26 protein-coding genes are annotated in these 26,950 nt (G+C 72.9%); 10 read left to right on the top strand and 16 right to left on the bottom strand.

Translation table 11 applies throughout. The annotated features are described in order from the left end of the window. Nucleotides 1-15: 15 nt before the first annotated feature. Both VT50_RS05535 and VT50_RS05530 read left to right on the top strand, forming a co-directional pair. Entirely contained in the window at nt 16-1,623 is a 1,608-nt protein-coding gene (locus VT50_RS05535) for an amino acid adenylation domain-containing protein (RefSeq protein WP_046088719.1), read from the top strand. After that, on the top strand, nt 1,620-2,660 hold the full coding sequence (locus tag VT50_RS05530; protein WP_046088718.1) for a GNAT family N-acetyltransferase: 1,041 nt from the start codon (nt 1,620-1,622) through the stop codon (nt 2,658-2,660). Before VT50_RS05535 ends, VT50_RS05530 begins: the two co-directional genes overlap by 4 nt. A 107-nt stretch (nt 2,661-2,767) precedes the next feature. Here VT50_RS05530 and VT50_RS05525 read toward each other — a convergent pair whose 3' ends face one another. The 14 genes from VT50_RS05525 to VT50_RS05460 are packed head-to-tail and all read right to left on the bottom strand — an operon-like array spanning nt 2,768 to nt 17,427. After that, nucleotides 2,768-3,790, bottom strand: a complete 1,023-nt coding sequence (locus VT50_RS05525; protein ID WP_046088717.1) for a class I SAM-dependent methyltransferase — start codon at nt 3,788-3,790, stop codon at nt 2,768-2,770. Nucleotides 3,791-3,827: 37 nt separating this feature from the next. Next, entirely contained in the window at nt 3,828-4,610 is a 783-nt protein-coding gene (locus VT50_RS05520; RefSeq protein WP_053048714.1) for a class I SAM-dependent DNA methyltransferase, read from the bottom strand. A 47-nt stretch (nt 4,611-4,657) separates the two neighbouring features. Beyond that, nucleotides 4,658-5,644 carry an LLM class flavin-dependent oxidoreductase gene (locus VT50_RS05515; RefSeq protein ID WP_240529049.1) on the bottom strand — a complete coding sequence of 329 codons (987 nt, stop codon included), beginning with the start codon at nt 5,642-5,644 and terminating at the stop codon, nt 4,658-4,660. Beyond that, on the bottom strand, nt 5,623-5,880 hold the full coding sequence (locus tag VT50_RS05510; RefSeq protein ID WP_046088715.1) for a phosphopantetheine-binding protein: 258 nt from the start codon (nt 5,878-5,880) through the stop codon (nt 5,623-5,625). Before VT50_RS05510 ends, VT50_RS05515 begins: the two co-directional genes overlap by 22 nt. 46 nt (nt 5,881-5,926) lie before the next feature. After that, a complete protein-coding gene (locus VT50_RS05505) occupies nt 5,927-6,931 on the bottom strand; it encodes an aldose epimerase family protein (protein ID WP_046088714.1) in 1,005 nt (334 codons plus the stop codon). Further along, nucleotides 6,931-7,500 carry a hypothetical protein gene (locus VT50_RS05500; RefSeq protein WP_240529048.1) on the bottom strand — a complete coding sequence of 190 codons (570 nt, stop codon included), beginning with the start codon at nt 7,498-7,500 and terminating at the stop codon, nt 6,931-6,933. The genes VT50_RS05505 and VT50_RS05500 overlap by 1 nt, the downstream gene beginning before the upstream one ends. Nucleotides 7,501-7,503: 3 nt before the next feature. Next, a complete protein-coding gene (locus tag VT50_RS05495) occupies nt 7,504-9,147 on the bottom strand; it encodes an aldehyde dehydrogenase family protein (RefSeq protein ID WP_078840882.1) in 1,644 nt (547 codons plus the stop codon). Then, on the bottom strand, nt 9,144-10,838 hold the full coding sequence (locus VT50_RS05490; RefSeq protein WP_063893253.1) for a class I adenylate-forming enzyme family protein: 1,695 nt from the start codon (nt 10,836-10,838) through the stop codon (nt 9,144-9,146). The genes VT50_RS05495 and VT50_RS05490 overlap by 4 nt, the downstream gene beginning before the upstream one ends. A gap of 3 nt (nt 10,839-10,841) precedes the next feature. Then, nucleotides 10,842-11,624, bottom strand: coding sequence for a cupin domain-containing protein (locus VT50_RS05485; protein WP_053048713.1), 783 nt, complete (start codon nt 11,622-11,624; stop codon nt 10,842-10,844). Next, nucleotides 11,621-12,826, bottom strand: a complete 1,206-nt coding sequence (locus VT50_RS05480; protein WP_143645178.1) for an SIS domain-containing protein — start codon at nt 12,824-12,826, stop codon at nt 11,621-11,623. The genes VT50_RS05485 and VT50_RS05480 overlap by 4 nt, the downstream gene beginning before the upstream one ends. Continuing rightward, nucleotides 12,823-13,629, bottom strand: coding sequence for a BtpA/SgcQ family protein (locus VT50_RS05475; RefSeq protein ID WP_107424733.1), 807 nt, complete (start codon nt 13,627-13,629; stop codon nt 12,823-12,825). Before VT50_RS05475 ends, VT50_RS05480 begins: the two co-directional genes overlap by 4 nt. A gap of 3 nt (nt 13,630-13,632) precedes the next feature. Further along, nucleotides 13,633-15,204 (bottom strand): pyridoxal phosphate-dependent aminotransferase, encoded by a 1,572-nt coding sequence (locus tag VT50_RS05470; RefSeq protein WP_046088712.1) that lies wholly within the window; start codon nt 15,202-15,204, stop codon nt 13,633-13,635. Between the two features lie 57 nt (nt 15,205-15,261). Then, nucleotides 15,262-16,179 (bottom strand): TauD/TfdA family dioxygenase, encoded by a 918-nt coding sequence (locus VT50_RS05465; protein ID WP_053048712.1) that lies wholly within the window; start codon nt 16,177-16,179, stop codon nt 15,262-15,264. Nucleotides 16,180-16,197: 18 nt separating this feature from the next. Continuing rightward, on the bottom strand, nt 16,198-17,427 hold the full coding sequence (locus VT50_RS05460; protein ID WP_046088711.1) for an MFS transporter: 1,230 nt from the start codon (nt 17,425-17,427) through the stop codon (nt 16,198-16,200). A 375-nt stretch (nt 17,428-17,802) separates the two neighbouring features. On the opposite strand from VT50_RS05460, the gene VT50_RS05455 reads away from it, so the two are divergent. The 7 genes from VT50_RS05455 (at nt 17,803) to VT50_RS05425 (ending at nt 23,296) form a co-directional block, all read left to right on the top strand. Beyond that, nucleotides 17,803-18,195, top strand: a complete 393-nt coding sequence (locus VT50_RS05455; protein WP_338058307.1) for an NUDIX domain-containing protein — start codon at nt 17,803-17,805, stop codon at nt 18,193-18,195. Between the two features lie 164 nt (nt 18,196-18,359). Then, the gene (locus VT50_RS05450; RefSeq protein ID WP_240529047.1) at nt 18,360-19,418 is read left to right on the top strand and encodes a helix-turn-helix transcriptional regulator; all 1,059 of its coding nucleotides are present in this window, start codon (nt 18,360-18,362) and stop codon (nt 19,416-19,418) included. Between the two features lie 312 nt (nt 19,419-19,730). Further along, the gene (locus tag VT50_RS05445; protein WP_046088709.1) at nt 19,731-20,222 is read left to right on the top strand and encodes a hypothetical protein; all 492 of its coding nucleotides are present in this window, start codon (nt 19,731-19,733) and stop codon (nt 20,220-20,222) included. Between the two features lie 223 nt (nt 20,223-20,445). Continuing rightward, nucleotides 20,446-20,679, top strand: coding sequence for a hypothetical protein (locus VT50_RS05440; RefSeq protein ID WP_046088708.1), 234 nt, complete (start codon nt 20,446-20,448; stop codon nt 20,677-20,679). After that, the gene (locus tag VT50_RS05435) at nt 20,676-20,957 is read left to right on the top strand and encodes a helix-turn-helix domain-containing protein (protein WP_046088707.1); all 282 of its coding nucleotides are present in this window, start codon (nt 20,676-20,678) and stop codon (nt 20,955-20,957) included. The genes VT50_RS05440 and VT50_RS05435 overlap by 4 nt, the downstream gene beginning before the upstream one ends. 90 nt (nt 20,958-21,047) lie before the next feature. Continuing rightward, the gene (locus tag VT50_RS05430; protein ID WP_053048711.1) at nt 21,048-22,628 is read left to right on the top strand and encodes an AfsR/SARP family transcriptional regulator; all 1,581 of its coding nucleotides are present in this window, start codon (nt 21,048-21,050) and stop codon (nt 22,626-22,628) included. 185 nt (nt 22,629-22,813) lie between these two features. After that, nucleotides 22,814-23,296 carry a molybdopterin-dependent oxidoreductase gene (locus VT50_RS05425; RefSeq protein WP_046088706.1) on the top strand — a complete coding sequence of 161 codons (483 nt, stop codon included), beginning with the start codon at nt 22,814-22,816 and terminating at the stop codon, nt 23,294-23,296. 112 nt (nt 23,297-23,408) lie between these two features. Here VT50_RS05425 and VT50_RS05420 read toward each other — a convergent pair whose 3' ends face one another. After that, nucleotides 23,409-24,260: a putative RNA methyltransferase gene (locus VT50_RS05420; RefSeq protein WP_046088705.1), complete on the bottom strand. Its 852-nt coding sequence runs from the start codon at nt 24,258-24,260 to the stop codon at nt 23,409-23,411. 262 nt (nt 24,261-24,522) lie between these two features. Between VT50_RS05420 and VT50_RS05415 the strand changes: the two genes are divergently transcribed. Further along, nucleotides 24,523-25,767 (top strand): glycoside hydrolase family 99 protein, encoded by a 1,245-nt coding sequence (locus tag VT50_RS05415; RefSeq protein WP_046088704.1) that lies wholly within the window; start codon nt 24,523-24,525, stop codon nt 25,765-25,767. Nucleotides 25,768-25,814: 47 nt separating this feature from the next. On the opposite strand, the gene VT50_RS05410 is transcribed toward VT50_RS05415, so the two are convergent. Next, the gene (locus VT50_RS05410; RefSeq protein ID WP_046088703.1) at nt 25,815-26,924 is read right to left on the bottom strand and encodes a glycoside hydrolase family 99 protein; all 1,110 of its coding nucleotides are present in this window, start codon (nt 26,922-26,924) and stop codon (nt 25,815-25,817) included. Nucleotides 26,925-26,950: the final 26 nt, after the last annotated feature.

Below are 26,950 nucleotides of genomic sequence, written 5' to 3'. Positions count from 1 at the left end.
AGGAAGAGAATTCGGATGACCCGTCTTGAAGGGCTTGTGAGCGCACAGGCCACGCGAACACCGGAGGCGGACGCGGTCGTGTTCGGCCCCGTGCGGCTGACCTATCGGGAGCTGGACGAGCGGTCCGGCCAGCTGGCCCACGCACTGCGCAGCGGCGGGCTGCGCCCGGACGACCGGGTGTGCGTACTGGCACCCAAGGGCCCGGACGCGGTGGTGTACCTGCTCGGTGTGCTCAAGGCCGGTGGCGTCTGTGTGCCGCTGGACACGGCGTCGCCCGCGGACCGGCTGGTGTCCATCGTCAACCGGACCGGGCCGTGCCGGATCCTCGCCGACCGGCAGCGGACCCCCCTGGCCACCGAGGTGTCGGCCGCCACGGCGCCCGGCGCGGTGGTGGGCCTGTGCCTGCCCGAGGGAGACCCCACGGACCCCCTCCCCACCGGCCACTTCCCCACGGTCACCGCGGCCGATGTCGTCTCGGCGCCCACGACCGCGCCCGAGCCGGTCAGCGGCGCATCCGGTGTGGCGTATGTGCTGTTCACCTCGGGCTCGGCGGGCGAGCCCAAGGGCGTACCGCTCACCCACGACGCCATCGTCCACTTCGTGACCTGGGCCAATGAACACTTCGGGCTAGGCTCCGACGACCGGGTCTCCTGCCATCTCCAACTGCACTTCGACGGCTCGCTGTGGGATGTGTACGGGCCGCTGAGCTGCGGGGCCGAGCTGCATCTGGTCCCGCCGGAGGCCAGTCTGCTGCCCACCACACTGGCCCAGTTCATCCGCGACGCACGGCTCACCCAGTGGCTCTCCGTGCCGTCCGTGCTCAGCGCGATGGCGCGCCACGAGGTGGTGGAGAAGGACGACTTCCCGCAGCTGCGCCGGGTGTTGTGGGGCGGTGAGGTGTTCCCGCCCACGGACGTGGAGTACTGGATGCGGCGGCTGCCCCACGTCACCTTCACCGGCTTCTACGGCACCACCGAGACCACCATCGCCAGCTCGTTCCACACCCTGACCGAACCGCCCGACGAGGCGCTTCCGGTCGGCCGGGCCATCCCCGGCGAGTGGCTGGAGCCCGTCGACGACCAGCTGCGTCCGGTCGCCCCCGGCGAGGTGGGCGAGATGGTGATCGGCGGCGCGGGGGTCAGTCCGGGGTACTGGCGCGACCCCGAGCGCACCGCGGCCTCGTTCATCGAGCTGCCGCCCGGCTCCGGACGGCGCGCGTACCGCACCGGTGACCTCGGCAGCCGGGACGCGGACGGGCTGCTGCGCTTCCACGGCCGCGCCGACCGCCAGGTCAAGGTCAATGGCTACCGCGTGGAGCTGGACGAGGTGATGACCGAGCTGCACTCGCTGCCGGAGATCGCCGCCGCGGCGGTGGTGGCGGCGCCGAGCCGCACCGGAACCCCGCTGATCTGCGCGGCCTACACCCTCGCCGCCGGTATCTCGCTGACCACGGCCCAGGTGAAGGCCCGCCTCGGGAGCAAGGTGCCCGGCTATATGCTCCCCACCCGCTGGCTCGCGCTGGAGACGCTGCCCGTCAACGCCAACGGCAAGACCGATCTGCGCGCCCTCCAGCGGCGCTTCACCGCCGAAGAGGCCGTCCCCGGCGGCGGTGGCGGCGCATGACCGAGTTCTCCTTCACGGGCGGCACGGCCCGGGACCGACGGGAGATCGCGGACTTCCAGGACTCGCTGTGGCGCGGCGGACGCCGCGCCAATCTGGCCTATATGGACTGGAAGTACGCCACCAACCCCCACCTCGACGACCGGTATGTCACCCTCGCCCGCGAGGGAGACGAACTGGTCGGCATGGTGGGGGTCTTCGGCGCGTGCTGGGAGGTGGCGGGGGAGCGGTTTATGCTGCCCTGTCTGACGGACACCGTGGTCGCCCCGCGCCACCAGGGCAGTCCGCTGTTCCGGATGCTCACCGACGAGGTGGTGGCACGGCTGCGCGCCGACGGGGTGTCCTGGCTGCTGGACTTCGGTGACCAGGGGGCCGGTCCCGCCATGCTGATGAACGGATGGCGCCTCATCGGCCCCTGGGCACAAGCCGTGGTCCACCGCGAGAAGCCACTGGTGGCCGACCGGCCGTGGCACGAGCTGCCCGCCACGCGGGGGGCCAGGTCGCGGCTGACGCTGCGTCCGCTGCCCGCTGTGGCCGCGGAGGCGATGGCGGGGCTGGTGGCCCGGCTGCCGGGCGGCGAAGGCCCGCGCCCGGTGCGGGACGCCGCGTACTTCCGCTGGCGCGCCGCGAACCCACTGGCCCGCTACTTCCACCTGGTCGCGGGCGACGGACCCGTCGAGGGCCATCTCATCGGCCACCGCTCGGGCGTCGACCCCGACGACGGCGAGACCCCGACGACCATCGTGGACTGCGAGGCCACCTCGGACGAGGTGTTCGCGGACCTGGTGGAGGCCGCCCTGGCGTGGCTGCCGGGCGCCGAGGTGCTGATGTGGACCCGCGATCTGTCTCCGGTGCGGGTGGCGGCGCTGCGCGCGCTGGGCGCTGAACTCGACGCGCCCACGGGCCTGTTCACCCGCGATATGTACCTCCCCAGCCTGATGGTCCGGGCGACCGGCGCCGAGATGCCGCCCAAGCTGCGCCACCTCGACAAGGCGGACGGCTGGAACCTGAGCGGAGTGTCCGGCCGCGCCTGGCGCTGACCCCCGGCCAGCCGAAAGCGCCGCTCGCCCCCCTCTCGGGAGGCGAGCGGCGCTTTCGTCGCAGCTCTACGGGTTCTGGGGCGGAGCCCGCCGCAGGCGCCCCGTGCTCAGCCGCTGGGGCGCAGCTCGAAGAGCAGACCACCCGGCGGGCGGTTGAACTCCTGGACCGCCTCGCACTCCCAGCCGGAGGCGTCGAACGCGGCCATCCAGTCAGAGCGCGTCGGCAGCGTCACCCCCATCAGCGCATGGGCGAATTCGAAGCCCAGGGTGAAGATGGGAGTGTGGGGACTCGGCGCCACCTCGCTGCGCACCACATCGCACAGCAGGAACCGCTCCACATCGGGGAAGACCTCGCGGATCCTGCGCAGCACCGTCACACACTTGTCGTACGGCCAGAAGTCATGCCCCATGAACACGCAGGTGACCACGTCGATACCGGCGAACTCGGGCAGCTGGGGCAGTGCGTGCACATCGCCGTGGTGCACCGAGATCCGGTCCGCGAGACCGGCCCCGGCCACGGAGGCCCCGGTCAGCTCCACGGCCGCGGGCGCGATGTCCACGCCCACGCCACGCACCCCGGGGTGGTTGCCGGCGATGCGGATGAGCCGCTGGCCGGAGCCGCAGCCCAGGTCGCACACCGCACGGGGCGGCCGGTCGGCGAGGATCTTGTCGAAGCGGAGCTCGACCTCGACATCGCCGATCATCCGGGAACTCACCGCGACGGCCCGCATGTCCCGGTGGTAGAACTCGCCGTGCCGGTTGCGCTCCAGGGCGACCTGCGGCGCCCGGCTGGTCAGCTCGCCGTTGCCACCGGCCAGCCAGTAGAAGTAGCCGCGGTCGAGGTAGGCCGCGTCGAAGCCCGGTCCCGGCCGTGCGGACCGCTCGTCCAGCACGACGATCCCGGCCCACTCCAGGGGCAGCAGGATGCCGCGGAGCACGGCGGGGTCGATCCGGTCCGCGCCCCGATCACGGTCGTCGAACCGGATTTCCCCGCGGTCCTTGAGGTCGTCGAGCAGCCCGAGTTCCACGGCGGCCGACAGCGCGGAGACGGCCACGGACGCACAGAACAGGGAGTCGGTGCTCGGAGTGGCGGCAGGAGTGGGGGTGAAGTGCGGTGTTGTTGTCGTCATCACTGCTCCTTGTGTGGTGAGGGGTGCCGGGGGGCGATCACTTCTGCTCGAGGGGCTTGCGGGCGCGGTAGACGGTGCGGCAGGGGACCGGGGTCAGGGAGCACGAGCCCGAGTCGCACTTGACGTAGCGCTGCTCGAAGTCGTGCTCGGCCGGGACGAGTCCGGCCGCCTCCAGCGCCCCGGCCACCTCGGTGTCGTCGTACTCCCAGCTGCGCAGTGTCTGGTCCACCCGCTGGGCGGACATCCCGGTGCCGAAGACGCCGGAAACGCGCAGCATCCCCGTCCGGGTGGAGTCGTCCCAGACGCCGCGCTTGACGATGACCGCCTCGTCGTCGTCGGTCAGGGTGACGTTGTTCCAGTGGCGGAAGTGGGATCCGGCGTAGAGGTCGAAGACGAACTCCCCGCCCGGAAGCAGCGCGTCGTGCACCGAGCCGAAGCACTCGGCCAGCTCCGCCACCGAGCCCAGGTGGTTGAGCGCCCCGTCCAGGCTCACGCAGGCGGCTGCCCGGCGCGGGGTGCGAAAGCTCCGGGCGTCGGCCTCGATCAGCGTGAGCGTGCCGCTCTCCACACCGGGCGCGAGCTTCTTGCGCGCGATGTCCAGCATGGCGCTCGACCCGTCCACGCCGGTGGCCCGCCAGCCCGCCGCGAGGAAGACCGACGCCGTCACGCCCGTGCCGCAACACAGGTCGATCACCGAGCGCTCGGGCAGCCCCTGCCGGTCGAGGTGGTCGGCGAGCCGGGGCGAGAAGGCGTGGACCCATCCCGTGTAGCGGCTGTCGAAGAAGGCCGCGAAGCCGTCGCTGTAGTAGTAGTTCGCCATGGTGAGCCTCCGTGGGCCGCGATATGAGGGAAGAGAAGACAGGTCGCTCAGCCGGTGCTGCGGGCGCGCAGCGCCGGGGCGACGTGCCGGGCGAAGAGCTCGAGGGTCTGCCAGTCGACCGGTGGGCGGGCGCCGAGCAGGAAGTCACGGACGCCCAGCTCCAGATAGGGCCGCAGCCGCTCCAGGCACTGCTCGGGCGTGCCGAAGACCAGATACTCCGGCCACACCGGCGAATCGGGGCCCACCCGCTCCAGCAGCCGCTCCTTGCGCTCCAGCGCCTGCCGCTCGTCCTCGGCGAGGATGGCCCGGAACGTCACCGACTGGCGGATGGTCCCGGGGTCGCGGCCCACGGCGGCACAGTGTTCGGCCAGCTTCCGCAGCCGGCGGCGGTAGGTGTCCGGGGTTCCGGCGAGGGTGTTCCAGATGTCGGCGTGTTCCGCGACGATCCGCAGCATCCGCCGCTCGCCCTCGCCACCGATCACCAGCGGCAGCCGCCGCTGGAGGGGGCGCGGTCGCAGATGGGCGTCCGCCAGCCGGAAGTGTTCGCCCTCGAAGGTGGCAGGTCCGCCGGTCCACAGCGCCCGGAGCACCCGGCAGGCCTCGTCCAGCATGTCCAGCCGGGTCCCGGCGCCGGGGAAGCCGATGCCGTACTGGCCGTAGGCCAGGTCCGCACCGGCCGCACCCACCCCGAACTCCAGGCGCCCGCCCGAGACGTGGTCGATGGTGGCCGCGGTGGCGGCGGCCAGCGCCGGGTGCCGCCAGGTGACCGCCGAGACCAGCACGGCGCAGCGGATCCGGCTGGTGCGCGCGGCCAGCGCCGCGAGCAGTGACATGCCCTCGAAGCACGGCCCCGCCGGGCCGCCCATGGGCGGGCGGAAGTGGTCGAAGAGGGACACCCAGTCGTATCCCAGCTCCTCGGCCGTCTGCCACAGCTGAAGCGCCTCGGTGAAGGCCGTGTACTGCTGGCCCGAGTGGACACCCACCCGGACGGCGTCTCCGTGGATCCGCATGGTCACCCGGTCTGTGGTGCGCACAGCGTGCGGACCGTGTCGGTGAGGGTGCGGATGGTGCGGAACACCTCGGGGCTGACCGCGGCGTCGGGGAACCGGAAGGCGAAGGTCTCCTCCAGGTCCACGATGAGTCCCGCCACCCCGAGCGAGCTCACCCCGAGGGACGACAGCTCGGCGTCCGGGTCCAGGGCGGTGGCCGGTGGCGGCGCCTCCGCGCGGCGCCGCACGGCCTCCGCCACGGAAGCCATGAGGGGGTCCATGTACGCGATACCTCCTGTGGATCGGGCCCGGTGGCCGGGCGTCGGCTCAGCGGGCCGAGAAGTGGTGAACGGTGCGATGGCGGTAGGTCTCGCCGGGGTCGAGGCGCACCGGGGGGTAGTCGGCGCGGTTGGGCGCGTCCGGCAGCGGACCGGCCTCCAGACAGATGCCGGAGCGCCGCCGCCCCGCGAAGCCGTCGGCCGAGTACACCCCCACCGCGGGCTGGTCGGTGACCACGCGCATGGTGCGCCCCGAGGCGGGGTCGTGCAGCCGCGCCGCCCAGTCCGGGCCGTCCAGGACGAAGCAGTTGTCCAGCCGCCGGTCGCCGATGGGTTGGGGCGCACGGTGGTCCAGCGGGCTGCCGGTGAGGTCCGCCGGGGGCCCGGGGAGGGGGATCAGCTCGTCGTCGAAGACCACCGCCCGGCTGGCGTTGAGCGCGAGCAGCTGGCCGTCGATCCGCCCGCCACCGGCCAGGTTCCAGTAGGCGTGGTTGGTGAGCCCCACGATGGTGCTCGCGGTGGTGGTGGCCCGGTACTCGAAGGCCAGCGTCCCTTCGCCGGAGACCCGGTAGACGACCTCGGCGGACAGCGTGCCCGGGTAGCCCTGGTCGCCGTCCGGGCTGTCCAGGCGCAGCCGCAGCGACAGCACACCGTCCGCGCGCTCCGCCTCCGCCCGCCACACATAACGGTCGAAGCCGAGGGCCCCGCCGTGGATGTGGTGGTCGCCGTCGTTGCGGTCGAGGCGGTGCTCCACGCCGTCGAGCCGGAAGCGGCCCCCGGTCACACACCGGCAGTAACGGCCCACGGTGGAGCCGACGTACGGATTGGTCGCCCGGTCCTGGTAGCCGCCGAGGTCCGCCAGGCGCACCACCACATTGCCGGTACGGCCCTCACGGTCGGGGACCAGGACCTCCACGAGCTGCGCCCCGTAGGTCCACACCACCACGGCCAGGCCCTCACCGGTGTCCAGGGTGTACGCGTCCACATCGGTCGGCCCCTGGCCGCGGTGGCCCGCGGTGGTGCCCACCCTCTCCCGCCGTATCGTCGCGCCCATCAGCCCTCCCGGCCCGGTCCTGGAGCCGCCGTACGCAGCGTCTTCTGCAGGTGGACACGGCGGCTGCCGCCCTCCTCGCCGAGCGTGGGCCCGTACTGCCGGAACCCCAGGATGTCCAGCAGCGAACGGGTCTCCCGCAGATCCGGATTGGCCTCCGAGCGCAGCACGTCCGCACCGGCCCGCGCCGCCTCCTCGATGGCGTGGTGCACGCACCGCAGCCCCACCAGCGACCCGTCGGCGAGCCATGCGGGCGCCACGGCCAGCCGGGAGAGGTGGATCGGCCGGTCCGCGCGCGGGTACACCTCCTCGTCCACGGTGAACGGCCGGTCCCAGGTCAGGGTGAACATCCCGGCGGCGTGTGCGCCGTGGCGCAGCAGCCGCACCGAGCCGGTCCGCACCCGGGCCTCGGTGGTCTCCGGGCGGCGCCGGGGCGCCTGGGTGCCGGAGGCCGCCGCCTGGTGGGCGTCGCACGCGCACAGCAGCGTGTGTGCCTCCTGGGGATCGCGGCTGACCTCCCACCGCCACCCGGCCGTCGTCGTCTCCTCGGCCAGCGGCCGGGTCTCCGCCATCGCTCAGCCCCTGCCCACGCGGACGGTCACGGTCTTGGGGCGCTGGTACTCGGTGAGCGCCAGCACGCTCATGTCCGTGCCGTGTCCCGAGCTGCCGCGTCCGCCGTGGGGCAGTTCCGCGGTCTGTTCCAGATGGCAGTTGACCCACACCTCCCCGGCGTTCAGCCCTCCGGCCAGCTCCAGGGCCTCGTCCGTACGGGCGCCCCAGACGCTCGCGGCGAGGGCCTGCGGCACCGAGTCGGCCAGGGCCAGGGCCTCGGCGTGGCCGTCCGCCGCCTGCACCGTGAGCACCGGCGCGAACACCTCCTCCAGCACCGCGGGGTCGTCCGGCGGCAGATCGGCGAGCACACGGCCGGGCCGCCAGTGGCCGCCCTCCTCGCCCGGGGGCGGGGCGAGCGGCGCGATGTGCTCGATGCCCGCCGCGCTCCGGCGGACGATCCGGTCGTAACGGTCCGCCTGGTCCGCGTTGTTGAGCGGACCGAAGTGGACCCCGGCGCGCCGCTCGGCCATCGCCTTGGCCAGCCCCTCGACGGTCTCCCGGTAGTTCTCCCGCAGGGTGATCACCCGGGCGGGGGCGGCGCAGCTCTGCCCTGCGTTGTAGGTGGCGGCCCGTACGAGCGCCGCACAGGTGTCCGGCGGGGCGTCGGGGAGCACCAGCGCCGGGCAGTTGCCACCGAGCTCCAGGCTGACGCGGCGCAGGCCCGCCCGGGCGACGACGTCACGGCCACCCGCCTCGCTGCCGGTGAACGCCACCGCGTCGATGTCGCCCTCCACCAGCAGCCGACCGGTGTCGCGGTCGCCCGGCACGGTCAGCAGGACGCCGGGACCCAGTGTCGCCGCCGCGTCCCGCGCCAGGAGCAGCGCGGTGTCCGGGGTGGTCAGCGCGGGCTTGAGCACCACCGTGTTGCCGGTGGCCAGCGCGGGTCCGATCCGCCACGCGGCCATCATCAGCGGGTAGTTCCAGGGGACGATCACCCCGATGACGCCCAGCGGCTCCCACCGCACCCAACTCTCCCGGCCGGGTAGATAGCGCCCGCCCGCCGGGGAGACGCCGGAACGCGCCGCGCCCGCGCAGAAGCGCAGCAGATCGGCGCAGTTCGCCACCTCGCCCGCCGCCTCGGCGGCGGGCTTGCCGGTGCCCGCCCGCTCGGCCGCGGTGTACTCGGCGGACCGCTCCTCGATCAGATCGGCGAAGCGGAGCAGCCGCCGCGCCCGGTCCCGGGGCGCGAGCGAGGCCCAGGGGGCCGCGGCGGCGCGGGCCTCGGCCACCGCCGCCGCCACCTCCGGCGCACCGCCCAGGGCGATCCGCCGCCGCTCGCCCCCGGTGCGCGGGTCGGTCAGCACCGCCTCGGCGGCGGCGGAACGCCGGTCGGCGGCGGCAGGGATCTGCTCGGCGGTGGCAGGGCCCTGCTTGGCGGCCACGAAAGCGGCGATGCGCTCCACCGTGCGGAAGCTGTCCGGGGTCAGATCGGCGGCGGTCACCCCGATGCCGAACTCCTCCTCCATCGCCACGAACAGATTCATGAAGCCGATGGAGTCGAGCAGACCGGCGCCGATCAGGTCGGTCCCCGGTGGCGGCGGCTCGATCTGGAGGACCGCGCACAGCAGGTCGGTGACGCGGGAGGTCATCGCGGAGTCGGTGGTCATGGGGCACTCCTGGGGCTGGGCGGGGAAGGTGCGGGGGCCGGGTGCGGAGGTCCGGTGGCGCCGTCCCGCGCCGTGGCGGCCAGCCGGTCGGCGAGCTCCCGGCGCAGGACCTTGCCGGTACGGGTCCTGGGGATGGCGTCGAACAGCTCCACCCGGCGCGGCAGCACCCCGGGCCGGAACGCCGCGGCCAGCGCGGGCAGCACATCGGGTGGGCCGCCGCCGGGCGCCGGCACCACCGCCGCCACGATCTCCTCGCCCAGGAAGCGGTGCGGAAGCGCGGCACACGCGGCGTCCCGCACCCGGGGCACGGCGCGCAGCACCCGGTCCATCTCGTCCAGGGAGACGGTCTCGCCCCCGACCTTGGCGATGTTCTTGCGGCGCCCGGTGACCACGATGAAGGGCTCGGCGCGATCCGGGTCGGCCACCTCCATCCCCAGGTCCTGGGTGTGGAACCAGCCGCCCGCGAACGCCTCGTCCGTCGCGGCCGGATTGGCCTCGTACCGGGACATCACATTGTGGCCGCGCACACAGATCTCGCCCGTCTGCCCGGGAGCGGCCCGCTCGCCCTCCGGGGTCAGCACCGCCACCTCGTTGCCGAACAGGGCCGTGCCGATGGTGGGGACGTCGGTGTCGAGCATCAGCCGCCGGTAGGTGTCATCGGACAGATCGGCGGGGAGCGTGGTGGAGAAGTTCACCGTCTCGGTCAGCCCGTAGCCCTGGAGGACCCGGGCGCCGAAGCGGTCCCGTACGGCCCGTGCGGTGCGGGTGGTCAGCGGTGCGGCGGCGGAGACGAAGTACCCGAAGCCAGGGGGGAGTTCGGGCGTCCGCCAGGTCTCGAGCAGCGCCTCCAGCACACTGGGCACCACGCTGGCGATCCGCGGCCGGAACCGCTGGAGCAGCCGGGGGTAGCGCAGCGGGTCGAAGCCGTTCGCGAGCAGCACATGGGCACCGGCCGCCAGGACGCCGAGAACGGTGAAGTGCAGACCGTTGACATGGTGCACGGGAAGGCAGCCCAGCAGCCGGTCACCGGGGCGCAGCCCGTGGTGGCGGCCCAGGGCCTCCGCGTTCACGGCGGCGTTGTAGTGGGACTGGGCCACCAGTTTGGAGGCCGCGGTGGATCCCGAAGTGGCGAAGAACAGGGCGTCCTGATCCGGGGGGAGCACGGAATCGGCGGCGGCGTCATCCGGCTCGGCCAGGCTCCGCGGATCGGGGAGGACGACCGCCTCCGGCACCGCCTCGGCGGACACCGACGGCGGCCGGAGCACCAGCTGTGCCCGTACGGCCCCAGCCTGCTGCCGCCGGCGGTCGGCGGGGTCCTGCGGGCCGAGCAGCAGCAGGGGGCAGCCCGCCCGCAGCACCCCGAGGACGGCCACGATCGAGGCCGGGTCGTTGACCGGGGCGAGGGCCACGGTCCGGCCGGGCGCCACCCGGAGCTCGGCGCGCAGCCACCGGGCCAGCCGCCGGCTCAGCCGGTCGGCCTCGCCGTAGCTGAGCGTGGTGAGCTCACCGTCGTCCGCCACGGTGGTCAGGAAGGGGGCCCCGCCCCGGGTCCGGGCGTGGTGGGCGAGCCAGGACACCAGGGTGGGATGCGGGGTCAGCCGGTCCTCGGAGGGGACGCCACGGTAGGTGTGGGCCAGTTCGGCGTCGGTGCGCGGCGAGGAGACCGCACTGGTGGGAGATGGCGAGCCCATCGCTCACCCGAACCGGTGCGGGGAGTGGGTGCAGCCCTTCGCCGCCAGCTCCTCACCGCTGGTGGCCCGGATGTCACACAGCCGGCAGGTGATCTCCCCCAGCTCGCCCAGCAGCGCCGCGTAGGCCGTCAGCTCCTGCCGGTCCGGGCTGTCCAGGCGGCGGTGCGGCGCGCCCACGGACAGGATCATGTGGTCGCTGACCGCGCCCACCGCGTGGGTGACCGCCCCCTGGACCATGTACACCTGACCGGGCCGGGTCCGTACGATCTCACCGGCCACCGCGATCGTCCCGGTGCCCGCGAGCACGAACAGCAGATGGTCCCCGGGGTGGGTGTGGGGCGCGAAGCCGCTGCCCGCCGGAACATGGAGGATGTCGGCCCCCACATGTCCGCTGGACACCAGGGAGTGTCCGGTGGCGGCGGCCGTCTTCATCACCTTCGTCGGTCCGGGCTCGACCGCGATGCCGAGCTGCTGCGTCGAGCCGTCCAGGCCGAGGTCGTCGGCCCAGTCGCAGATCAGCAGCGGGCCGGGCGGGGCCTCGGACGCCTCGGGGCGCTCCTCGGCGGGCAGCGCGTCGGCCTTGGCGCGGCCGAAGACCGAGAGCAGTTCGAGCGATTTCGCCTTGCGCTCGGCGGGGTCGAGGCCGTGCAACTCCTCCGTCAGCAGGGAGACGATCTGCTGCGTTGACAGATCCGTTGACAGATCCGTTGCCAGATCCGTGGACGGATCGGTGGAAGGGCCGGTGGACAGGTTGGCGGACGGGTCTTCCGTCGTGGTCCGGGTCACGGTGTCGCTCCGCGGTGTTGGGGGGTGGACGGGTCTTTCGGACGGGGCGGGTCGGCCAGGAACGGCGCCCGTCCCAGGTGTTGGGCCAGGTGGCAGGACAGAGGCGCGGCGAACACGTGGTAGAGGAGGGGCGAGAACTCCTCGCGCACCCGCCCGGTCACCGGCAGCGCGGCCCAGCCGTGCCGGGTGGCGCCGGGGTCGTCCCCGGGTGCCACGGTGATGACACGCCGTCCGAGCGCCGCCGCCTTCGCGGCCACCTCCGCGGCGTGCCCGTAAGTGCGCCCTGGCGCGGCCACCACGATCACGGGCGCATCGGGCGGGCGGGCGAACCGCTCGACATGGCACCACTCCTCCAGGTCCTGCCCGGTGGCGAAGACACCGGAGGTCTCGATCACCTTGGCCGCCGCGAAGAGCGCGGTGCCATGGGACGGGCCGCTGCCCAGCACGCTCAGCACGGCCGCGTCGGCGATGCGTCCGGCGATGTCGGGGCACCGGGACCGGGCCGCCGCGGCGGTCGCCTCGACCGGTCCGGCCAGGGCGGTCAGTTCGCCCCGCAGCGCGTCCGCCTCCGGCCCGGTGAGGCGGCCGCGCAGCGCGCCGAGACGGATGGCGATCAGCAGCAGGCCCAGCAGGCTGGCCTGGTAGGTGCGCACACCGGGCGACCGCTCGGTGTCCGGCAGGGTGACCGGGAGGGTGTCATCGGCCGCGCGTGCCAGCGGGCTGTCGGGCGCTCCGGTGACCGCGATGGCATGCGCCCCGCCCTCCCGGGCCCGCTCGGCCGACCGCACCACGAGCGGGGTACGGCCCGACGCGGAGACCGCGAGCGTGAGTTCATTACGCGGCGGGCGGCCACCGGCCCCGGGGCGGCCGACGGGGCGCCCGTCCTCCCCGGGGTGGTCGTACTCCACGAAGCGCAGCGCGTTCACCGGGCGGCAGTCCACCCCGGCCAGTGAGGCGAAGGCCATCCGCACGGCGCACGCCGCGTGGTAGGAGTCGCCGTCGCCCACGATGCGTACGGTGTCCACCGCCGCCCAGCGCGCGGGCAGCAGGGCGCGCACCCGCTCGTCGAAGGGCCCGGTGCGCTCGCGGAGGTCCCCGGCGAGGGCATCGGCCTGACGCAGCATCACCGCCGGGTCCAAAGGTGGCGGTGGCGCCTGGATTCCGGCTCCGGCCCGCGGATGGGGGTCGCTTCGGCCGGTCACCGCTCCAGCCTCCGTACGATGTCCACGTACTCCGCCACCCGCTCGCGGTCGATCTCGCCGCCCCAGCCGTCGCGCTCCAGGCAGGTGCCCACGAACGCCCCGTCCGCCGCGGCCATCAGCCGTGCGGCGTTCTCGTGGCGGGTGTGTCCGGCCAGGACCACCGGCAGGCCGGGGACGGCCTCGCGGACCGAGGCGATCATCTCCAGCGCGGTGTCCTCGTCCGGGTGGCACAGGGACACCGCGTCGGCCCCGACGGCCTTCGCCGCGCGCGCCACCTCGGCGGTGGTCTTCTGTCCGTCGAACCACCGGAAGTGCATCGAGTCGATCTCGGCGATGACGCCGATGTGTTCGGCGCCGATCTTGCGGCGGTAGTCCATCACCGCCAGCGGATCGGCCCGCACCATGCCGTGCGCGGTGAGGGTCTGCCCCACCAGGGCGCCCGCGCGGATGTAGCCGCCGCCCGCCACCTTCGCCACCGCCAGGGACGCCTTGAGGGCGTTGCGCATCAGCTGCACACCGATGTGGAACCGCTCGTCGGTCGCCTCGGCCACCGCACGGGTGATCAGGCCCATCGCCGCGGTGCGCGCCGGATCGGACTCCTCGTCCACGGTGTACACCCGGTCCACGGTCTGGATCAGGCAGCCGTCCGCCCCGCCCTCGTACAGCGCCCGCGCGGACCGCACGGCGGTGTCGAGAGTCCGGGAGAAGGAACCGTCCTCGTGGAAGGGGGTGCCGGGCAGCGGTGACAGGTGCACCATGCCGAGGACCAGCTTGCGGCCGCCCGCGGTCAGCCATCCCTCCACGGCTCAGCCCCCCTGTCCGGGGGCGGCGTACGAACGCAGCCGGTCGAGGGCGGGGGCGAGCTCGTCCCACGGCCTGGCCGTGGTGATGCGGACGACGCCGCCGGAGAGGCAGAAGGTGAGGATGCCGGGGAACACCGAGACACCGGTCTCCCTCAGCACATCGCGGAAGCACCGGTAGGAGTCGTCCCAACCGGGCAGCTCCACCGCGGTGTTGATGGAGAAGCGCGGCGGAAGCACCCGGCCGGGGATCTCCGCCAGCCGTACGGTGGCCGCGTCCCGCAGGACGGTCAGGTCCTCGGCCCGCCGCAGCCGCTCGACGCGATAGCCGCGGTAGGCGTTCCGCAGCCGCTCCAGGTCGATGTCGTACGAGGACTCGAACTCCTTGGCCTCGGCGGGACCCGGTGTTTCGACGCCCGTGATGTGCCACCGCTCCAGCCGGGCCAGTACCTCGATGACCGTGTAGAAGAACGAGGGCGGGCCGCCGAAGGAGGACGACGCGTACTCGTAGTACTCGTCGATGAACGCAGGATCGGCCAGGAACCACCCGGCCTTCAGCCCCGGCGCCGACCAGGTCTTGGAGAGGCTGGACACCCGCACCACCTGGGGCGCGGCGCGGTCCGCGGACCGCTTCCCGTAGTCCCCCAGCCACTCGTGGCACTCGTCCAGCACGATGACCGTGGAGGGCGAGGCGGCGCGGATCAGCCGGGCGAGGTCTTCCTCGGCCACGGCGGCGCCGGTCGGATTGCCCACCGTCTGCAGCATCACCAGCGGGGTGTCCGGGGTGAGCGCGGCGATGAGCGGATCGAGGGAGGTCCGGCCGCCCTCGGAGGCCAGGGGCACCAGCCGCACCTCGTGTCTGCGGGCTATCGTCTCCACCAGCGGCGGGTAGTTGGGGATCGCGCAGAGCGCCGGTGCGGCGGGCCGCGGGCCGCCGTGCAGCACGAAGTCGGCGAGCGTGCTGATGGCGAAGGTGCCGCCCATGGTGATGGCCACGTTCTCGGTGCCGTAACGCGCCCCCTCGATACGGGCGTTCTCATACCCCGCGATCGCCTCGCGGGCCGGGACGCGTCCGCGCGAGTCGGAGTAGCCGTACCAGTCCCGGTCGAGGGCGTAGCGGATGCACTCCTTCAGGCTCTGCGGCAGCCCCCACCGCTCCTCGTCGATCGACCCGCTGGAGAGGATGTGGCGGGCGCTGTCCCGCAGTTCGCCGTAGAGGTCGTCACGGAAGAACCAGTTGAAGAGCTCCTTGACGAAGCGGACGGTGGCGCGGGAGGACAGCACCTCCTCGGCCTCCACGGCCCGGCGCGGCCTGCTGGCCCGCCAGGTCTCGGCGAGCGCCGGGCGCAGCGCGTCGCCACCGAGCTCGTGCTCGATCCGTCCCAGCCACAGGTCCCGCAGCTCCAGCGGGTCGCGGGGGTCGCGGGCCCGGGCGTAGACCTCCAGGACACGGTGGTCGACACCGGGGGTGAAGACATCGCGGACGCCACCGGGATGCGGTGGGCGCGCCGCGGTCTCGCGTGCGTCCGGCGGGGCGTGACACGGACGCGGAGACGGTACGGATTCGAAGAGTTTCATGCGTTTCCCCGAGTGGGCCGCCGCTGTGGGCGAGCGTGAACGGATGGCATGGGCGGGCTACCCGACGCGCAGGCGCTTGAGGTGCCTGAGCCGCGCCTCGGGCGTGGCCGAACCGCTGGTTCTCCCGTGGAAGAAGTAGGTGTTGTCGATGACCACGAGCAGCCCGCGCCGCCACTGCAGCCCCCGCGCGTGCTCGGGCGCGTACATGGCCGCCAGCAGTTCGCGCAGCGCGTCGCCCACGGCCGTGGCGTCCGCCTCCGGCCCCTCGTACGACCACCGGAGCTCATCGGCGAGGAAGTCGCGGAAGGAGAACACCCAGCGGTCCCCGGCCTGCCGGGCGATCGTGGGAACGCCCGGGCGGTCCCGGTAGCGGGTGCGGGAGAGCACGGTCAGCGTCTGGGGCGACAGCCGGCGCGCCACCTCCCGCATCGGCACCAGCACCGTCCTGGCGCCCTGCGCCGCGTCCCCGGGGGCGAGGCACATCAGCACGATGTAGCGCGGCTGTGCGCCGAGGGGGGCGCCACTGCTCTCGGTGTGCAGCGAGAGGTGGTTGACGGCGAAGGGCTGCAGGGACACATCGTCGGTGCGGGCGTGCTCGCTGCGCAGATTGAGGATCACCTCCCGCTCCACGTACGGCGCGACGGCCGGGTCCCGTTCGGGCATGGCCGTGCCCAGGAACGCGCCGAGCGCGGTGAACCGGTCGTTGGACAGCGGCTCATCGAGCTGGACCGCGGCCAGGCCACGGCTCCACAGCTGCTCCGACACCTCCTCGTGGAGGGCGTCACCCGGCTCGGCCGTCAGCTCCGGCCGGGGACGGCCGGTGACCTCGGCCAGCGGGGCGCCGTTTCCCAGCAGCCGCTCGCGCGGCGCCAGATGCGGATCGGCCGCACCGGCCAGGAAGGTGCCGTGGGCGGGACCGTCCCCGGCGCTCCGCACCGGGGGCCGGACGGGGGAGAGGGCGGATCGATGTTCCATCGCAGTGCTCCTTGGGGGTCAGCCGCTGTGGGCGAGCCGCGGGGCGCGGGTGCGCTCGGCCCAGCCGACGACCGGCTTCATGGCCAGACCGGCGAGGATGAACAGGCCGCCGAGCAGCAGCCAGCCGAGGGCACCGCCCTGGATGACGGTGGCGGTGAGGAAGGTGGGCGCGATCATGGCGGAGGCCGCGTAGCCGGAGAAGAAGAACCCCTGGTACTGCCCCTGCTTGTCCGGGGGTGCGAGATCGAACCCGATGACCCAGGCACCGGCCGACAGCACCATCTCCCCGTACACGTGCACCGCGCCGGCCAGCAGCAGGAACGCCACCGCCAGGGCCATGCCGTCCGCCGACGAGGCCGCGAACAGCGCACACGCGGCGCAGAGGACGAAACCGGCCCGCCGGACGGCCCGTACGGCGAGCGGCAGTTCGGACACCCGCTTGGCGATCCGCACCTGGAACGCCACCACGTTCGCCGTGTTGAGCAGGAACAGGGCCGTCACCATCCAGCGGGGTGCGTCCGTATGGCCGGCGATCCACAGCGGTACCACGATCTCCAGCAGCACCGCGTGCAGGGACAGCACCGCGCTCAAGGCGGTGACCAGGGCGAAGGGCCGGTCGCGCAGTACGGCGAGCCGGGGCTGCCCGGGGCCGTCCGCCGCCGCGGCCACCGGCGCCACCTTCGGCAGGCGGGCCAGCACCGCCGCGGCCACCAGGAAGGACAGGGCGTCCAGCACCAGGACGGTACGGAATGCGGCGGGCGAGTCCAACTGCAGTGCGATGCCCGCGAAACCGGCGCCCACCGCCACGCCCACATTGGTGATCGCGCGCAGATGGGCCCGGGTCTCCACCAGGTCCGCACCGCGCAGTGTGTTCGCCACGGCCGTCTGGAGGGCCGCCCGGCCGCCGCGCTCCAGCACCACGAACAGGCAGGCCGATACCGTGAATTGGGCGAAGGAACCGACGAGGAGGTATCCGGCGGCCGCCAGTCCGTTGAGGGCGATCAGCAGCGCCGCCGTCTCGCGCCCGCCGCGGCGGTCGGCCATATGCCCCAGGGGAACTCCGGCGAACAGCCCCACCGCTCCGGCGATGGTCAGCCCGAGCCCCAATTGGGGCACGGAAATTCCGACCACCGTGGTGAAATAAAGCGCCGAACACGTCATGAAGGCGCCCTGCCCCATGGTGATGAAGAGGGTCGCCAAGGCCAGAACGCGTCCCGGCCCCGAGGCGGGGAGAAGTCGATTCAGCACGCGGACAACTGTAGGGATCGGGCGGAATTCGCCGGGAACTGCGAAAGCGGCGGCGGTTGTTGGGGAAATGACCGCGCGATGACCGGAGCTTTCCCCGGATGGCCGGTCCACCGGGCGCGCCGGGGCCTGGGCGGGGCCGGGCCGGTGGTGGGCTGTCCCACCGGTGCGGCGGCCCGGTTGCTGTATGTTGCCTGCTGCCGCATGCCGAGGAAGCGGAGTGGGAGGCTCATGGGGTACACGCGGGGACGCCGCGTCACACACTGTTCCTACTGCGGTACCGCCTTCGCCGGGGGAGCCGGCTGGCCGCGGGACTGCCCCGGCTGCGGTGAGACCCAATGGCGCAACCCACTGCCCGCGGCGGTGGTCCTCCAGCCCGTGGCGACGTTGTTGGGCGGGCTCGGAGTGGTCGTGGTGCGCCGGGCCATCGAGCCCGCCCTGGGACGGCTCGCACTGCCCGGAGGCTATGTGGAGGTCGGCGAGACCTGGCAGCAGGGGGCCGTCCGGGAGCTGCGCGAGGAGACCGGCCTGACGGCCGATCCGGGGCGGGTCCGCCTCTTCGACGTGCACTCCACCCGCGACACCCTCGAGGTCTTCGCGCTGCTGCCGGTGCGCGACGCCGGCACCCTGCCCGAGGCGGTGCCGATGCCGGAGACGGCCGGATGGCAGGTTCTCGACGCACCGGCCGCGCTGGCCTTCGACGGACACACGACGGCCGTGGCCGCACTCCTGGGAACGGCGGCCCGGCACGGCGGGGCGGGTCCCGAGTGAACCCGTCCGCGGCGCCGGGCGTCTGACACACCAAAGCCCGTCTGACAGGACCAGTGGTAGAAGAGAAAAGAAAGTAAGATGCTGCAGAGACACCGGCTGTCCGATGTCGGATTCCCGTCCGATGGCTCGTCGACAAGACCTCTCGGCGGACGAGGGGAGAGCCTGTGAAACTGCCCCTCCAGCGGGCCGCTTCCGGCTCCTCCTATGTGAGCGACACCGAAGCCGCGGTGTATTCCTGCATACTGCGGTTCCAGCAGGTGACCAAGAATTTCCTGTGCACCCTGTCGGAGCTGGAAATCTCCGGGGAAGAGCTCGACGCGGCCGTCGAGCGGCTGAAGGAACTGGGCCTGCTGCGCTCCCACTCCAAGGACCCGGCGCTCCTGGTGCCCGTCGACCCCGACCTGGCCGCCGCCGCGCTGACCGCCCCCATCCAGGAGTCCCTTCAGGACCGGCGGCGCCAACTCGACCAGATCAGCGTCGAGTTCGGCAGGCTGCGGGCCCACTTCCTGGAGGGCAGACGACGCCACGCCGCCGGGAGCATCGAGGTGGTCGGCCATCTGGACGAGGTCCGGGCCGCCCTGAACCGTGCATCCAACGAGTGCCAGGAGGAGGTGCTGAGCAGCCAGCCCGGCGGCGGACGGGCCCCGGAGGTGCTGGAGGAGGCGATCAGCAGGGACACGGCGTTACTCGCCCGGGGGGTGCGGATGCGCACCCTCTACAACCACACGGCCCGGTTCAACGCGCCGAGTCAGGCGTACGTGGCCGTCATGTCCGGCCTGGGCGCCGAATACCGCACCGTCCACGACCCCTTCGGCCGCCTGATCGTCTTCGACCGGGAGCTGGCGTTCATCCCCGACCGGGACGGAAGCCTGGGTGCGGTGATCGTGCGCGAGCCGTCCGTCGTCAGCTACCTCTGCTCGGTCTTCGAGAACGCCTGGGCCCATGCCAGGCCCTTCTCCGACGCCGCCGTGGACGGTCTGGAGTCCGTGGCGAAGGAGCTGGACGGCACCATCCTCCGGCTGCTGGCGGCGGGCTACAAGGACGAGGCGATCGGCCGCAGGCTGGGGATGTCACTGCGCACCACCCGCAAACACGTGGCCGACATCATGGACACCCTCGGCGCGGTCAGCCGGTTCCAGGCCGGAGTCCTCGCCACCCGCGCCGGTCTGCTCGACCACGACGAGGGCGAACCGGATACGGGGGGCGGCGGGGCCGCGCGGTAAATCGGGTGGGGAGGTGGGGCCGCGACGGCATGCGCCGTCGCGGCCTCGCGCGTCCTGGCCGAATGCGTCTGTCACGCCGGTGCGGGACCGCCGGTGCGGGACTGGCACACCGGGCGGGCGGCGGGCGAGGATGGGCAGCCGCCTGCGCGGGGGTTACGCGAACGGGACTTCCGGCGGCCCATCGGGCCGCTCCCCGTCGTCAGCCGCCCATGCCCGCCGTGTGATCGGCGCCCGATCACCCCGGAGAGCGCTCGCGCCGTCCGTTGCCGGTGGCGGTCACGAGAAGCGACCTTTCGAGAGCGAAGGGCAAGGGTGTCCGATACCGACTGGGAACTCTTCCTCCGCGACCTGGCGCTGTGCCTGTCGACCTACCAGGACAGGGGCCCCGCGGTGGTGTGGCCCGAGCGCGCCCACACCGTCCTTCCGAGCCTTGACGGGGGGTACGGAGGGGTAGTGCCCGGCACGGGGTGGCGGCCCGTGCCCCTCGGCGCGGGTGCCCGCCGGCTGGCCGTCGATCTGGGCCGTCTCATGGGCTATCCCGTCCAGGCGTACGAACGGCTGCTGGCGGCCGGGGCCGCGCTCCCGCTCGGGCGTGCCGGCGCCGACGTTCTGCTCTTCCCGCTGAGCGGCGGGGTGCGCTGCCGCGTCGAGGCCCGGGGCGCCGCGAACCACCAGGGCGGGGGGCTCGAACTGCGGCTGCGCGCGGGGGAGATGGTCTTCGTCCCGGCCCGCCATTCCTGCTCCCTCTCCGAAGCCTGGACGCCCTGCCGACTGCTGCTGCTGATGCTTCACGCCACACCGTGATCGCGCCTCCGCGGGGACGGTCATGGGCCACGGACGCTAGGCCGCGGTGACCACCGGACGACCGAAGGGTCCGATTCACCTGCTTATGTTCCCCCCTCGTTTTGTTGCCGGGCACCTTGGTGAGCGGCGGAACGCGTGGTGTCCGGGCCGGGGCCACGCCATGATCGATCCATCCGAACCCAAGGCCGATCCCCCCACCGGATCCCGTCAACCGGAGGCCAGAATGCGTACGTTGCTCCTCACCGCCGTCATGACCGCGATCGCCGCACCGGCCCTCTCGCTCTTCCTGAGCACGGCCGCACACGACCGAGCCGGCACCGGCACCGGCGGACGCGGCCTCCCCCCGCTCGCCGTCGCCATGGACGCCACGCCCGTGGCCGCGGACGGCGCCAAGTCGCCCGGCGAGGATGACACCGGCTGGGGCCTGCACGGCGAGGCTGTGCCGTCGGGCCGATGACGGTGACCGCCGGACGGCCCGGCCGTCAGCCGCTGGACTTACTCAGCGACCGCGAACGCGAGGTGCTTGACCGCGTGCTGGAGGGGCACACCTACCCCTCCGTGGCGCGCGCCCTGGGTCTCAGCCCGCACACCGTCGACACGTATATGCGACGCATCCGCGCCAAGACGGGGGTCACCCATCGTCTGCAACTGCTGCGGCTCGCGATGGCCGACGCCCTTGAGGCGGGACCGGGGCCCACAAGGGGCGCGGGAGACGTAGAGGACACGGGAACGTAAGGAACGACGCAAAGAACACGGGGACGTAAAGAACACGGGGACACGGGGGCAACACGGGGACACACGCATCCAGACAGAAGGTGAGGTTCCGTGGACTTCCACTTGCTCGGCCCCCTCGAGGTGCTCGATGACGGAGCGCCGGTGCCGCTGGGCGGAGTGATCAAGCGTGGGGCACTCGCCCATCTGCTCATCCACGCCAACAGCGTGGTGGCCACGAGCAGCCTCCTGGCCGCCCTGTGGCCCGGCGACACCCCGCTCACCGCCCGGAAGATGCTCCAGAACGCGGTCCGTGACCTGCGCCGTACCCTGTCCTGCGAACCCGGCTCCGAGGGGCGGGCCACGCTGGTGACCGACGCCCCGGGATACCGGCTGCGGGTGGACCCCGACGCCGTCGATCTGCTCCGCTTCCGGCGTGCGGTGGAGCACGGCCAGGCCGAAGTGGCCGCCGGTGCCCATGAGTCGGCCGCGCGGGTGCTGCGGGAGGCCTTAGGGCTGTGGCGCGGGCCCGCGCTCGCGGACCTCGTCGAAGACGGTCTCGTCTGGCCCGAGTTGACCGCGTGGGAGAACTGCCGGCTCAACGCCCTGGAGGACCTCTTCGAGGCCGAGCTGGCGTGCGGGCGTCACCACGCGGTCCTCGGAGAGCTCCAGGCGGTGGCCGCCGCCGAGCCGACGAGGGAGCGGCTGAGCTGTCAGCTCATGCTGGCGCTGTACCGCTGCGGACGGCAGACCGAGGCGCTTGCCGCCTACCGCCACCGCCGCGTGGAACTGGTCGAGCGGTACGGCCTCGAACCCACCCGTGAGATGCAGAAGCTGGAGCGGGCGATCCTCGCCCACGACCCGGAGCTCGACCCTCCGTCCCGTCCCGGGCGGGTCGGTGGCCCCGGCCTGGTCGATGTGACGTCCCTGTCCAGGGCCGATACGGCGCGCGAGACCCCGGCCGCCCCGGCCCAGGGCAGGGCGGGTCTCGCCGCGGTGGGCGGACGCGCCACCCGGCCACGGCGGCTGAGCGAGTTCACCGTGGAGCACAAGAGGATCAGCCTCGTATGGGTGCGGCACGCCCTGGAGGGCCACGGCCACGATCCGTCGGGCGTCCGGGACGCGCTGCGGGAGGCCGAGCGGGTGGTCCGCGAGGAGGCCGCACGGTTCGGCGGCACCGTCGCCCATGCGGCCGGGCCGGTCTTCTCGGCGCTGTTCGGCCACCCCGGGACGAGTGAGGACGACGCGGCGCGCGCGGTACGGGCGGCGTTCGCGATGCGCGACCGCTTCGCCGACCGTGACACGGCCCCCGCCGGGCCCACCGGCCCCGCGCTCAGGGGCCCCGGCCCCGCGGTGTTCCATGTCGCCGTGGTCACGGGAGACGCCTATCTGCTGTTCCGGCCGGGGGAGGAGGACACCGGCCCGAGGGTGATGGGGGAGGCGGCCGACCGATGTTTCCGGCTGCTGGCGCTCGCCCCGCGGGGGCAGGTACGGGTGTGCGAGGTCACCCGGCGCGCCAGCGAGCCGGACATCGCGTACCGCGTCGGCCCGGAGCCCCCCGACGGCTGGGAGGCCGTCCGGGTCCGCGGGCAGGGACGCGGCGCGGAGGTCCGTCGTACGGCAGGGCCCCGGGACTGGGCGGCGGCACTGCCCGCTCCGGAGCCCGGCGAGGTCCCCGCCCACGCCGCGTTGTGACGGCCGGGCGTGCGGCCCGCCGAGCGGCACGGGGCCGCACGCCCGGCTGCCGCGGCCGTAGCCGCAGTTGCGAGGGAAAAGCTTGCTTCTCCCTCGTATGAGCGCGACACATGGCCTATCGGCATGGCATGTGCGTTTGCCCGGGATGGGTGTTCGGGTAACGCCCCTCCAGGAGGTGGTAGCCCGTGAGTGATTCCCTCGCAGCTGCCAGTACGGCCGCCGGTCCGATGGCGGAAGTCGCCCTCACCGGCGATCTGATCCACCCCGCCAGGCTGACGGTGTCCGAGCTGCTCCGCTGGCCCCAGCACCGGGTGCGGGTGAGCTTCGACTGCGCCACCAGCGGCGTCCAGCACCACCGCTTCACCGGGCCGTTTCTGCACGATGTGCTGCTCTCCGCAGGTCCCGGCTTCGACCCCGCCCGGCGCAAGGACCGGCTGCGCTTCCTGATCGCCGTACGGGGTGCGGACGGCCACCGCGCGCTGCTCTCCTGGGCCGAGATCGACCCGGACTTCGGCCGTGCCCCCGTCCTGCTCGCGGTCACCATCGACGACACCCCGCTCGACCGCGCGGGCCCCCAGCTCGTCCTGCCCCAGGACCGCTGCGGCGCCCGGTACATCAGCGGTATCGAGGTGATCCGTGTGGACGGCGGCTACACCGTCTGGACCTGATGGAGCGCAGCCCGGTGCGGCCCGGACTCCATGCGGCCCGGACCCCATGGGGGCCGGGCCCGGTGGGACCGTGGGGCCCGGGCCCGATGGGACCGTGGCCGGGGGCCGGGCGTCAGACCGACGGGCGGTACGCGGTGAGCGTGACGGACAGCGTCACCCCGCAGGGCTCGGGCAGCCGCGCGATGCGCTCCTCCAGCCGCCCGCCGTCCTGGTGCCAGGCGTTGGGGCCCATCCCCACCAGCCGCGGTACCTCCTTGTGGTCCAGCGTCATGGTGCTCCGCGACCGCTCCCTGGCCACCTCGGTGAAATGCGCCGAGAGCCGGTCCGCCAGCCGCTCCTCCTTCTGCTCGCCCACCCGCAGCAACCCCAGGGCCCCCACCAGCTCCCGCAGATGATCCGGCCGGGGCGTCACCACCAGCAGCACACCCGAGGGACGCAGAATCCGCCGCAGCTCGGGCGGGTTGCGCGGTGCGAAGGCATTGAGGACCACCGAGGCGGCCCCGTCGGCGAGCGGCAGCCCGTCCCAGGCGTCGGCCACCACCGCGCTGATCCGGGGATGCGCCCGGGTGGCCCGGCGGGCGGCGAACTTGGAGATGTCGAGCAGGATCCCCTCGGAGTCCGGGAACTCCGGCATCACCCGGGCCAGGTGGTAGCCCGTGCCGCCACCGATGTCCACGACACAACCGGGGTCCCCGCCCGTGGCCTCCGGCGCCGTCCCGCGCGCCAGCGCGACCAGCGCCCCGGCGATCGGCGCGTAGTGACCGGCGGCCAGGAAGTCCGCGCGGGCCGCCACCATGGCGGCGGTGTCCGCGCTGAACTTGGCGGCGCCACGCAGCAGATTGACATACCCCTGCTTCGCCACGTCGAAGCTGTGCCCCCGCGAGCACCGCAGCGCGCCGTCGGTCATCGTCATGGCGTCGGAGCAGTGGGGACAGCGAAGGTACCGAACCGCCTCTTTCCGCATGGTGTCCCCTGTTACCGCCGTTGTCCTGACAGGACCCCCAGCCTATGCGGAGGACTCGGAGGCCCCGCACACCCCGCCCCCCTGCCCCGGTCGGCGGGCGGGCCCGCCGCGCGGAATAGCGCGAGAGGCCGGGACGGCGGTGGCGGTGGCCGCCCGAATTCGACGTATCGTCAATTAAATTGCGGAACCGTTAATGCGTTATTACGCTCCGCCGCAGCGAGCACCCCACACAAGCCGCTCACTGCCGGAAAGGCAGGCCCCCATGGGTATGTCACGCCGCCATCTCATCGGTTCCGCACTCGGCGCCACCGCGCTCGGCGCGTTAGGCGCCGCCAAGCTGACGACGGGCACCGCCACCGCGGCCAGTCCGCCCGGTGATGTCGTCGGCAAGATCACCGTCGGCTATCAGGGCTGGTTCGCCTGCGCGGGTGACGGTGCCCCGATCAACGGCTGGTGGCATTGGGCCGCCGATATGTCCCGGCCGCCGTCGACGGGCAATACCGGCATTCACAGCTGGCCGGATATGCGGGACTACGCCAAGGGCTACCAGACCGCGTACAACAACCTCAACAACGGCCAGCCCGCCACCCTGTTCTCGTCCTACGACCAGCAGACCGTGGACACCCACTTCCGCTGGATGCAGCAGTACGGCATCGACACCGCCGCGCTCCAGCGGTTCAACCCGTTCAGCCCCGAGGGGCCGACGCGCGACGCCATGGCCACCAAGGTCCGCTCGGCGGCGGAGAGGTACGGCCGGAAGTTCTACATCATGTACGACGCCACCGGCTGGCTCGACATGAAGGGCCAGATGAAGCAGGACTGGACCGACAAGATGAAGGCCCACACCGCCTCCTCCGCCTACGCCCGGCAGAACGGCAAGCCGGTGGTGGGCATCTGGGGCTTCGGCTTCAACGAGTCCAACAAGCCCTGGTCGGCCGCGGACTGCCTGGACGTCGTCAACTGGTTCACCTCGCAAGGCTGTTATGTGATGGGCGGGGTGCCCACCCACTGGCGGTCCGGCAACGAGGACTCGCGTCCCGGCTATATGGGCGTCTACCACGCCTTCGACATGCTCTCGCCGTGGATGGTGGGGCGCATCGGCACCATCGCCGACACCGATCGTTTCTTCACCAATGTCAACGGCCCGGACCAGGCCGACTGCGACGCCAACGGGATCGACTACCAGCCGTGTGTGCTCCCCGGGGACACCCAGTCGCGGCAGCGCGCCCACGGCGACTTCATGTGGCGGCAGTTCTACAACATGGTGCGGGTGGGCGCGCAGGGCATCTACATCTCCATGTTCGACGAGTACAACGAGGGCAACCAGATCGCCAAGACGGCGGAGAACGCGTCGATGGTGCCGTCCGGTTCGGGAATCTGGGCGCTCGACGAGGACGGCACCGTCTGCTCCTCCGACTACTACCTCCGGCTCACCGGAGACGGCGGCCGGATGCTCAAGAAGGAGATCGCGCTGACCCCCGACCGGCCCACGAAACCGGTGGTCTAGCGCGGTGTGCCGGGCGGACGGCCGGTCCGCCCGGGACTACCACACCCTTAGCGGCGGCGGGCGGCGGCCTCGAACCGGCCCACCCAGTACGCGGTGCGGTCGAGATACGCCGTCTCGGCCGCGCCGCCGGTCCGCCCGTACGCCCCGCTGTAGGTCCGGTAGCTCAGCGCCGCAGGCGGGGTGGCGGTGGCGGGCTCGATCTGGCTGCCCTCGTGCCACTCGTTGAACGAGGTGATCGAGACCCAGGTGGGCGGGCCCCCGTTGGCCGGGGAGAGGGCGTTGTTCCACTCCAGGTCGTAGGTGGCGCCGTCGGCGCGCTCCAGGGTGGGCGTGGTGTTGCCGGGCACGGCGCGGTCGTCGAGGTAACCGGGGCCGATGGACGGCGCCCACACCATGCCGTGGTCGCGGCAGTACGCGGCCGGGCCGCCCCACTGCGGATCGTTGCCCGCGGCGATGGCGTCGTAGGTGTACATGCCGCCGAAGTGGGCCACCTTCGACACATCCGTGGTCTGGGCCAGCACGATCGCCCGGTCGGCCACCTCGTCAAGCGGGGTCCAGTCGACGATCCGCAGCGACTCGAAGACGTAGTACGCGCCGCGGTCGCCGTGTGCCGCGTCCCGGTAGAAGGCCGGGTGGCCGCCGTACCGCTGGATGAGATAGCCGATGTCCTCCACGACGGACCGCGCGGTGCGGCCGGCGTACGGCTCGATGTGCCAGGCCACCTTCAGCCCGTGCGCGGCCGCCGCGTCCAGCAGCAGCGGCACCCGCTGGTCCTCGTAGCCGTCCCGCCCCCACCAACTGGTGACGAGCACACCGGTGCGGGCCTGGGCCAGCCACCCCATGTGGCGGTCGACCACGGCGCGGTCGCCGGAGTCGTACGCACCGGCCACCGGGTAGAAGTCGGAGCCGATCCGGTCGGGCGGGGTCTGGCCGCCCTGCGGCCAGTGGCGCCAGGAGCCGCTGACCGCGGGGCTGCCGTACCAGGGGTAGTAGAAGATGTGCACGTCCGGCGAGGGGGCCAGCCGGGCGGTGGCGGACGAGGGGGGAGCGGCGGCCACCGCCCGGCCGCCCGCCGCGGTGAGGGCCCCGGCGCCCAGGGCGCCCGCGGCCGTTCGGGTCAGAAAGGTCCGGCGCGTGGTGCCGGGGCTCTGTGCCATCTCACGTTCCTTCCGTGGGGGAGGAG

This window comes from Streptomyces antioxidans (assembly GCF_000968685.2).
In the GTDB taxonomy this organism is placed as follows: Bacteria; Actinomycetota; Actinomycetes; order Streptomycetales; family Streptomycetaceae; genus Streptomyces; species Streptomyces antioxidans.
The sequence above is the reverse complement of the archived record's forward strand: the minus strand, read 5'-3'. Positions and strand labels throughout refer to the sequence as shown.

Coding starts and splice junctions, on each gene's coding strand:
- VT50_RS05490 (WP_063893253.1), bottom strand. CDS start 10,838: ATGGGCTCGCCATCTCCCACCAGTGCGGTCTCCTCGCCGCGCACCGAC.
- VT50_RS05525 (WP_046088717.1), bottom strand. CDS start 3,790: ATGACGACAACAACACCGCACTTCACCCCCACTCCTGCCGCCACTCCG.
- VT50_RS05435 (WP_046088707.1), top strand. CDS start 20,676: ATGACGGTGACCGCCGGACGGCCCGGCCGTCAGCCGCTGGACTTACTC.
- VT50_RS05470 (WP_046088712.1), bottom strand. CDS start 15,204: ATGAAACTCTTCGAATCCGTACCGTCTCCGCGTCCGTGTCACGCCCCG.
- VT50_RS05420 (WP_046088705.1), bottom strand. CDS start 24,260: ATGCGGAAAGAGGCGGTTCGGTACCTTCGCTGTCCCCACTGCTCCGAC.
- VT50_RS05510 (WP_046088715.1), bottom strand. CDS start 5,880: ATGGACCCCCTCATGGCTTCCGTGGCGGAGGCCGTGCGGCGCCGCGCG.
- VT50_RS05410 (WP_046088703.1), bottom strand. CDS start 26,924: ATGGCACAGAGCCCCGGCACCACGCGCCGGACCTTTCTGACCCGAACG.
- VT50_RS05495 (WP_078840882.1), bottom strand. CDS start 9,147: ATGACCACCGACTCCGCGATGACCTCCCGCGTCACCGACCTGCTGTGC.
- VT50_RS05530 (WP_046088718.1), top strand. CDS start 1,620: ATGACCGAGTTCTCCTTCACGGGCGGCACGGCCCGGGACCGACGGGAG.
- VT50_RS05535 (WP_046088719.1), top strand. CDS start 16: ATGACCCGTCTTGAAGGGCTTGTGAGCGCACAGGCCACGCGAACACCG.
- VT50_RS05520 (WP_053048714.1), bottom strand. CDS start 4,610: ATGGCGAACTACTACTACAGCGACGGCTTCGCGGCCTTCTTCGACAGC.
- VT50_RS05505 (WP_046088714.1), bottom strand. CDS start 6,931: ATGGGCGCGACGATACGGCGGGAGAGGGTGGGCACCACCGCGGGCCAC.
- VT50_RS05440 (WP_046088708.1), top strand. CDS start 20,446: ATGCGTACGTTGCTCCTCACCGCCGTCATGACCGCGATCGCCGCACCG.
- VT50_RS05465 (WP_053048712.1), bottom strand. CDS start 16,179: ATGGAACATCGATCCGCCCTCTCCCCCGTCCGGCCCCCGGTGCGGAGC.
- VT50_RS05415 (WP_046088704.1), top strand. CDS start 24,523: ATGGGTATGTCACGCCGCCATCTCATCGGTTCCGCACTCGGCGCCACC.
- VT50_RS05500 (WP_240529048.1), bottom strand. CDS start 7,500: ATGGCGGAGACCCGGCCGCTGGCCGAGGAGACGACGACGGCCGGGTGG.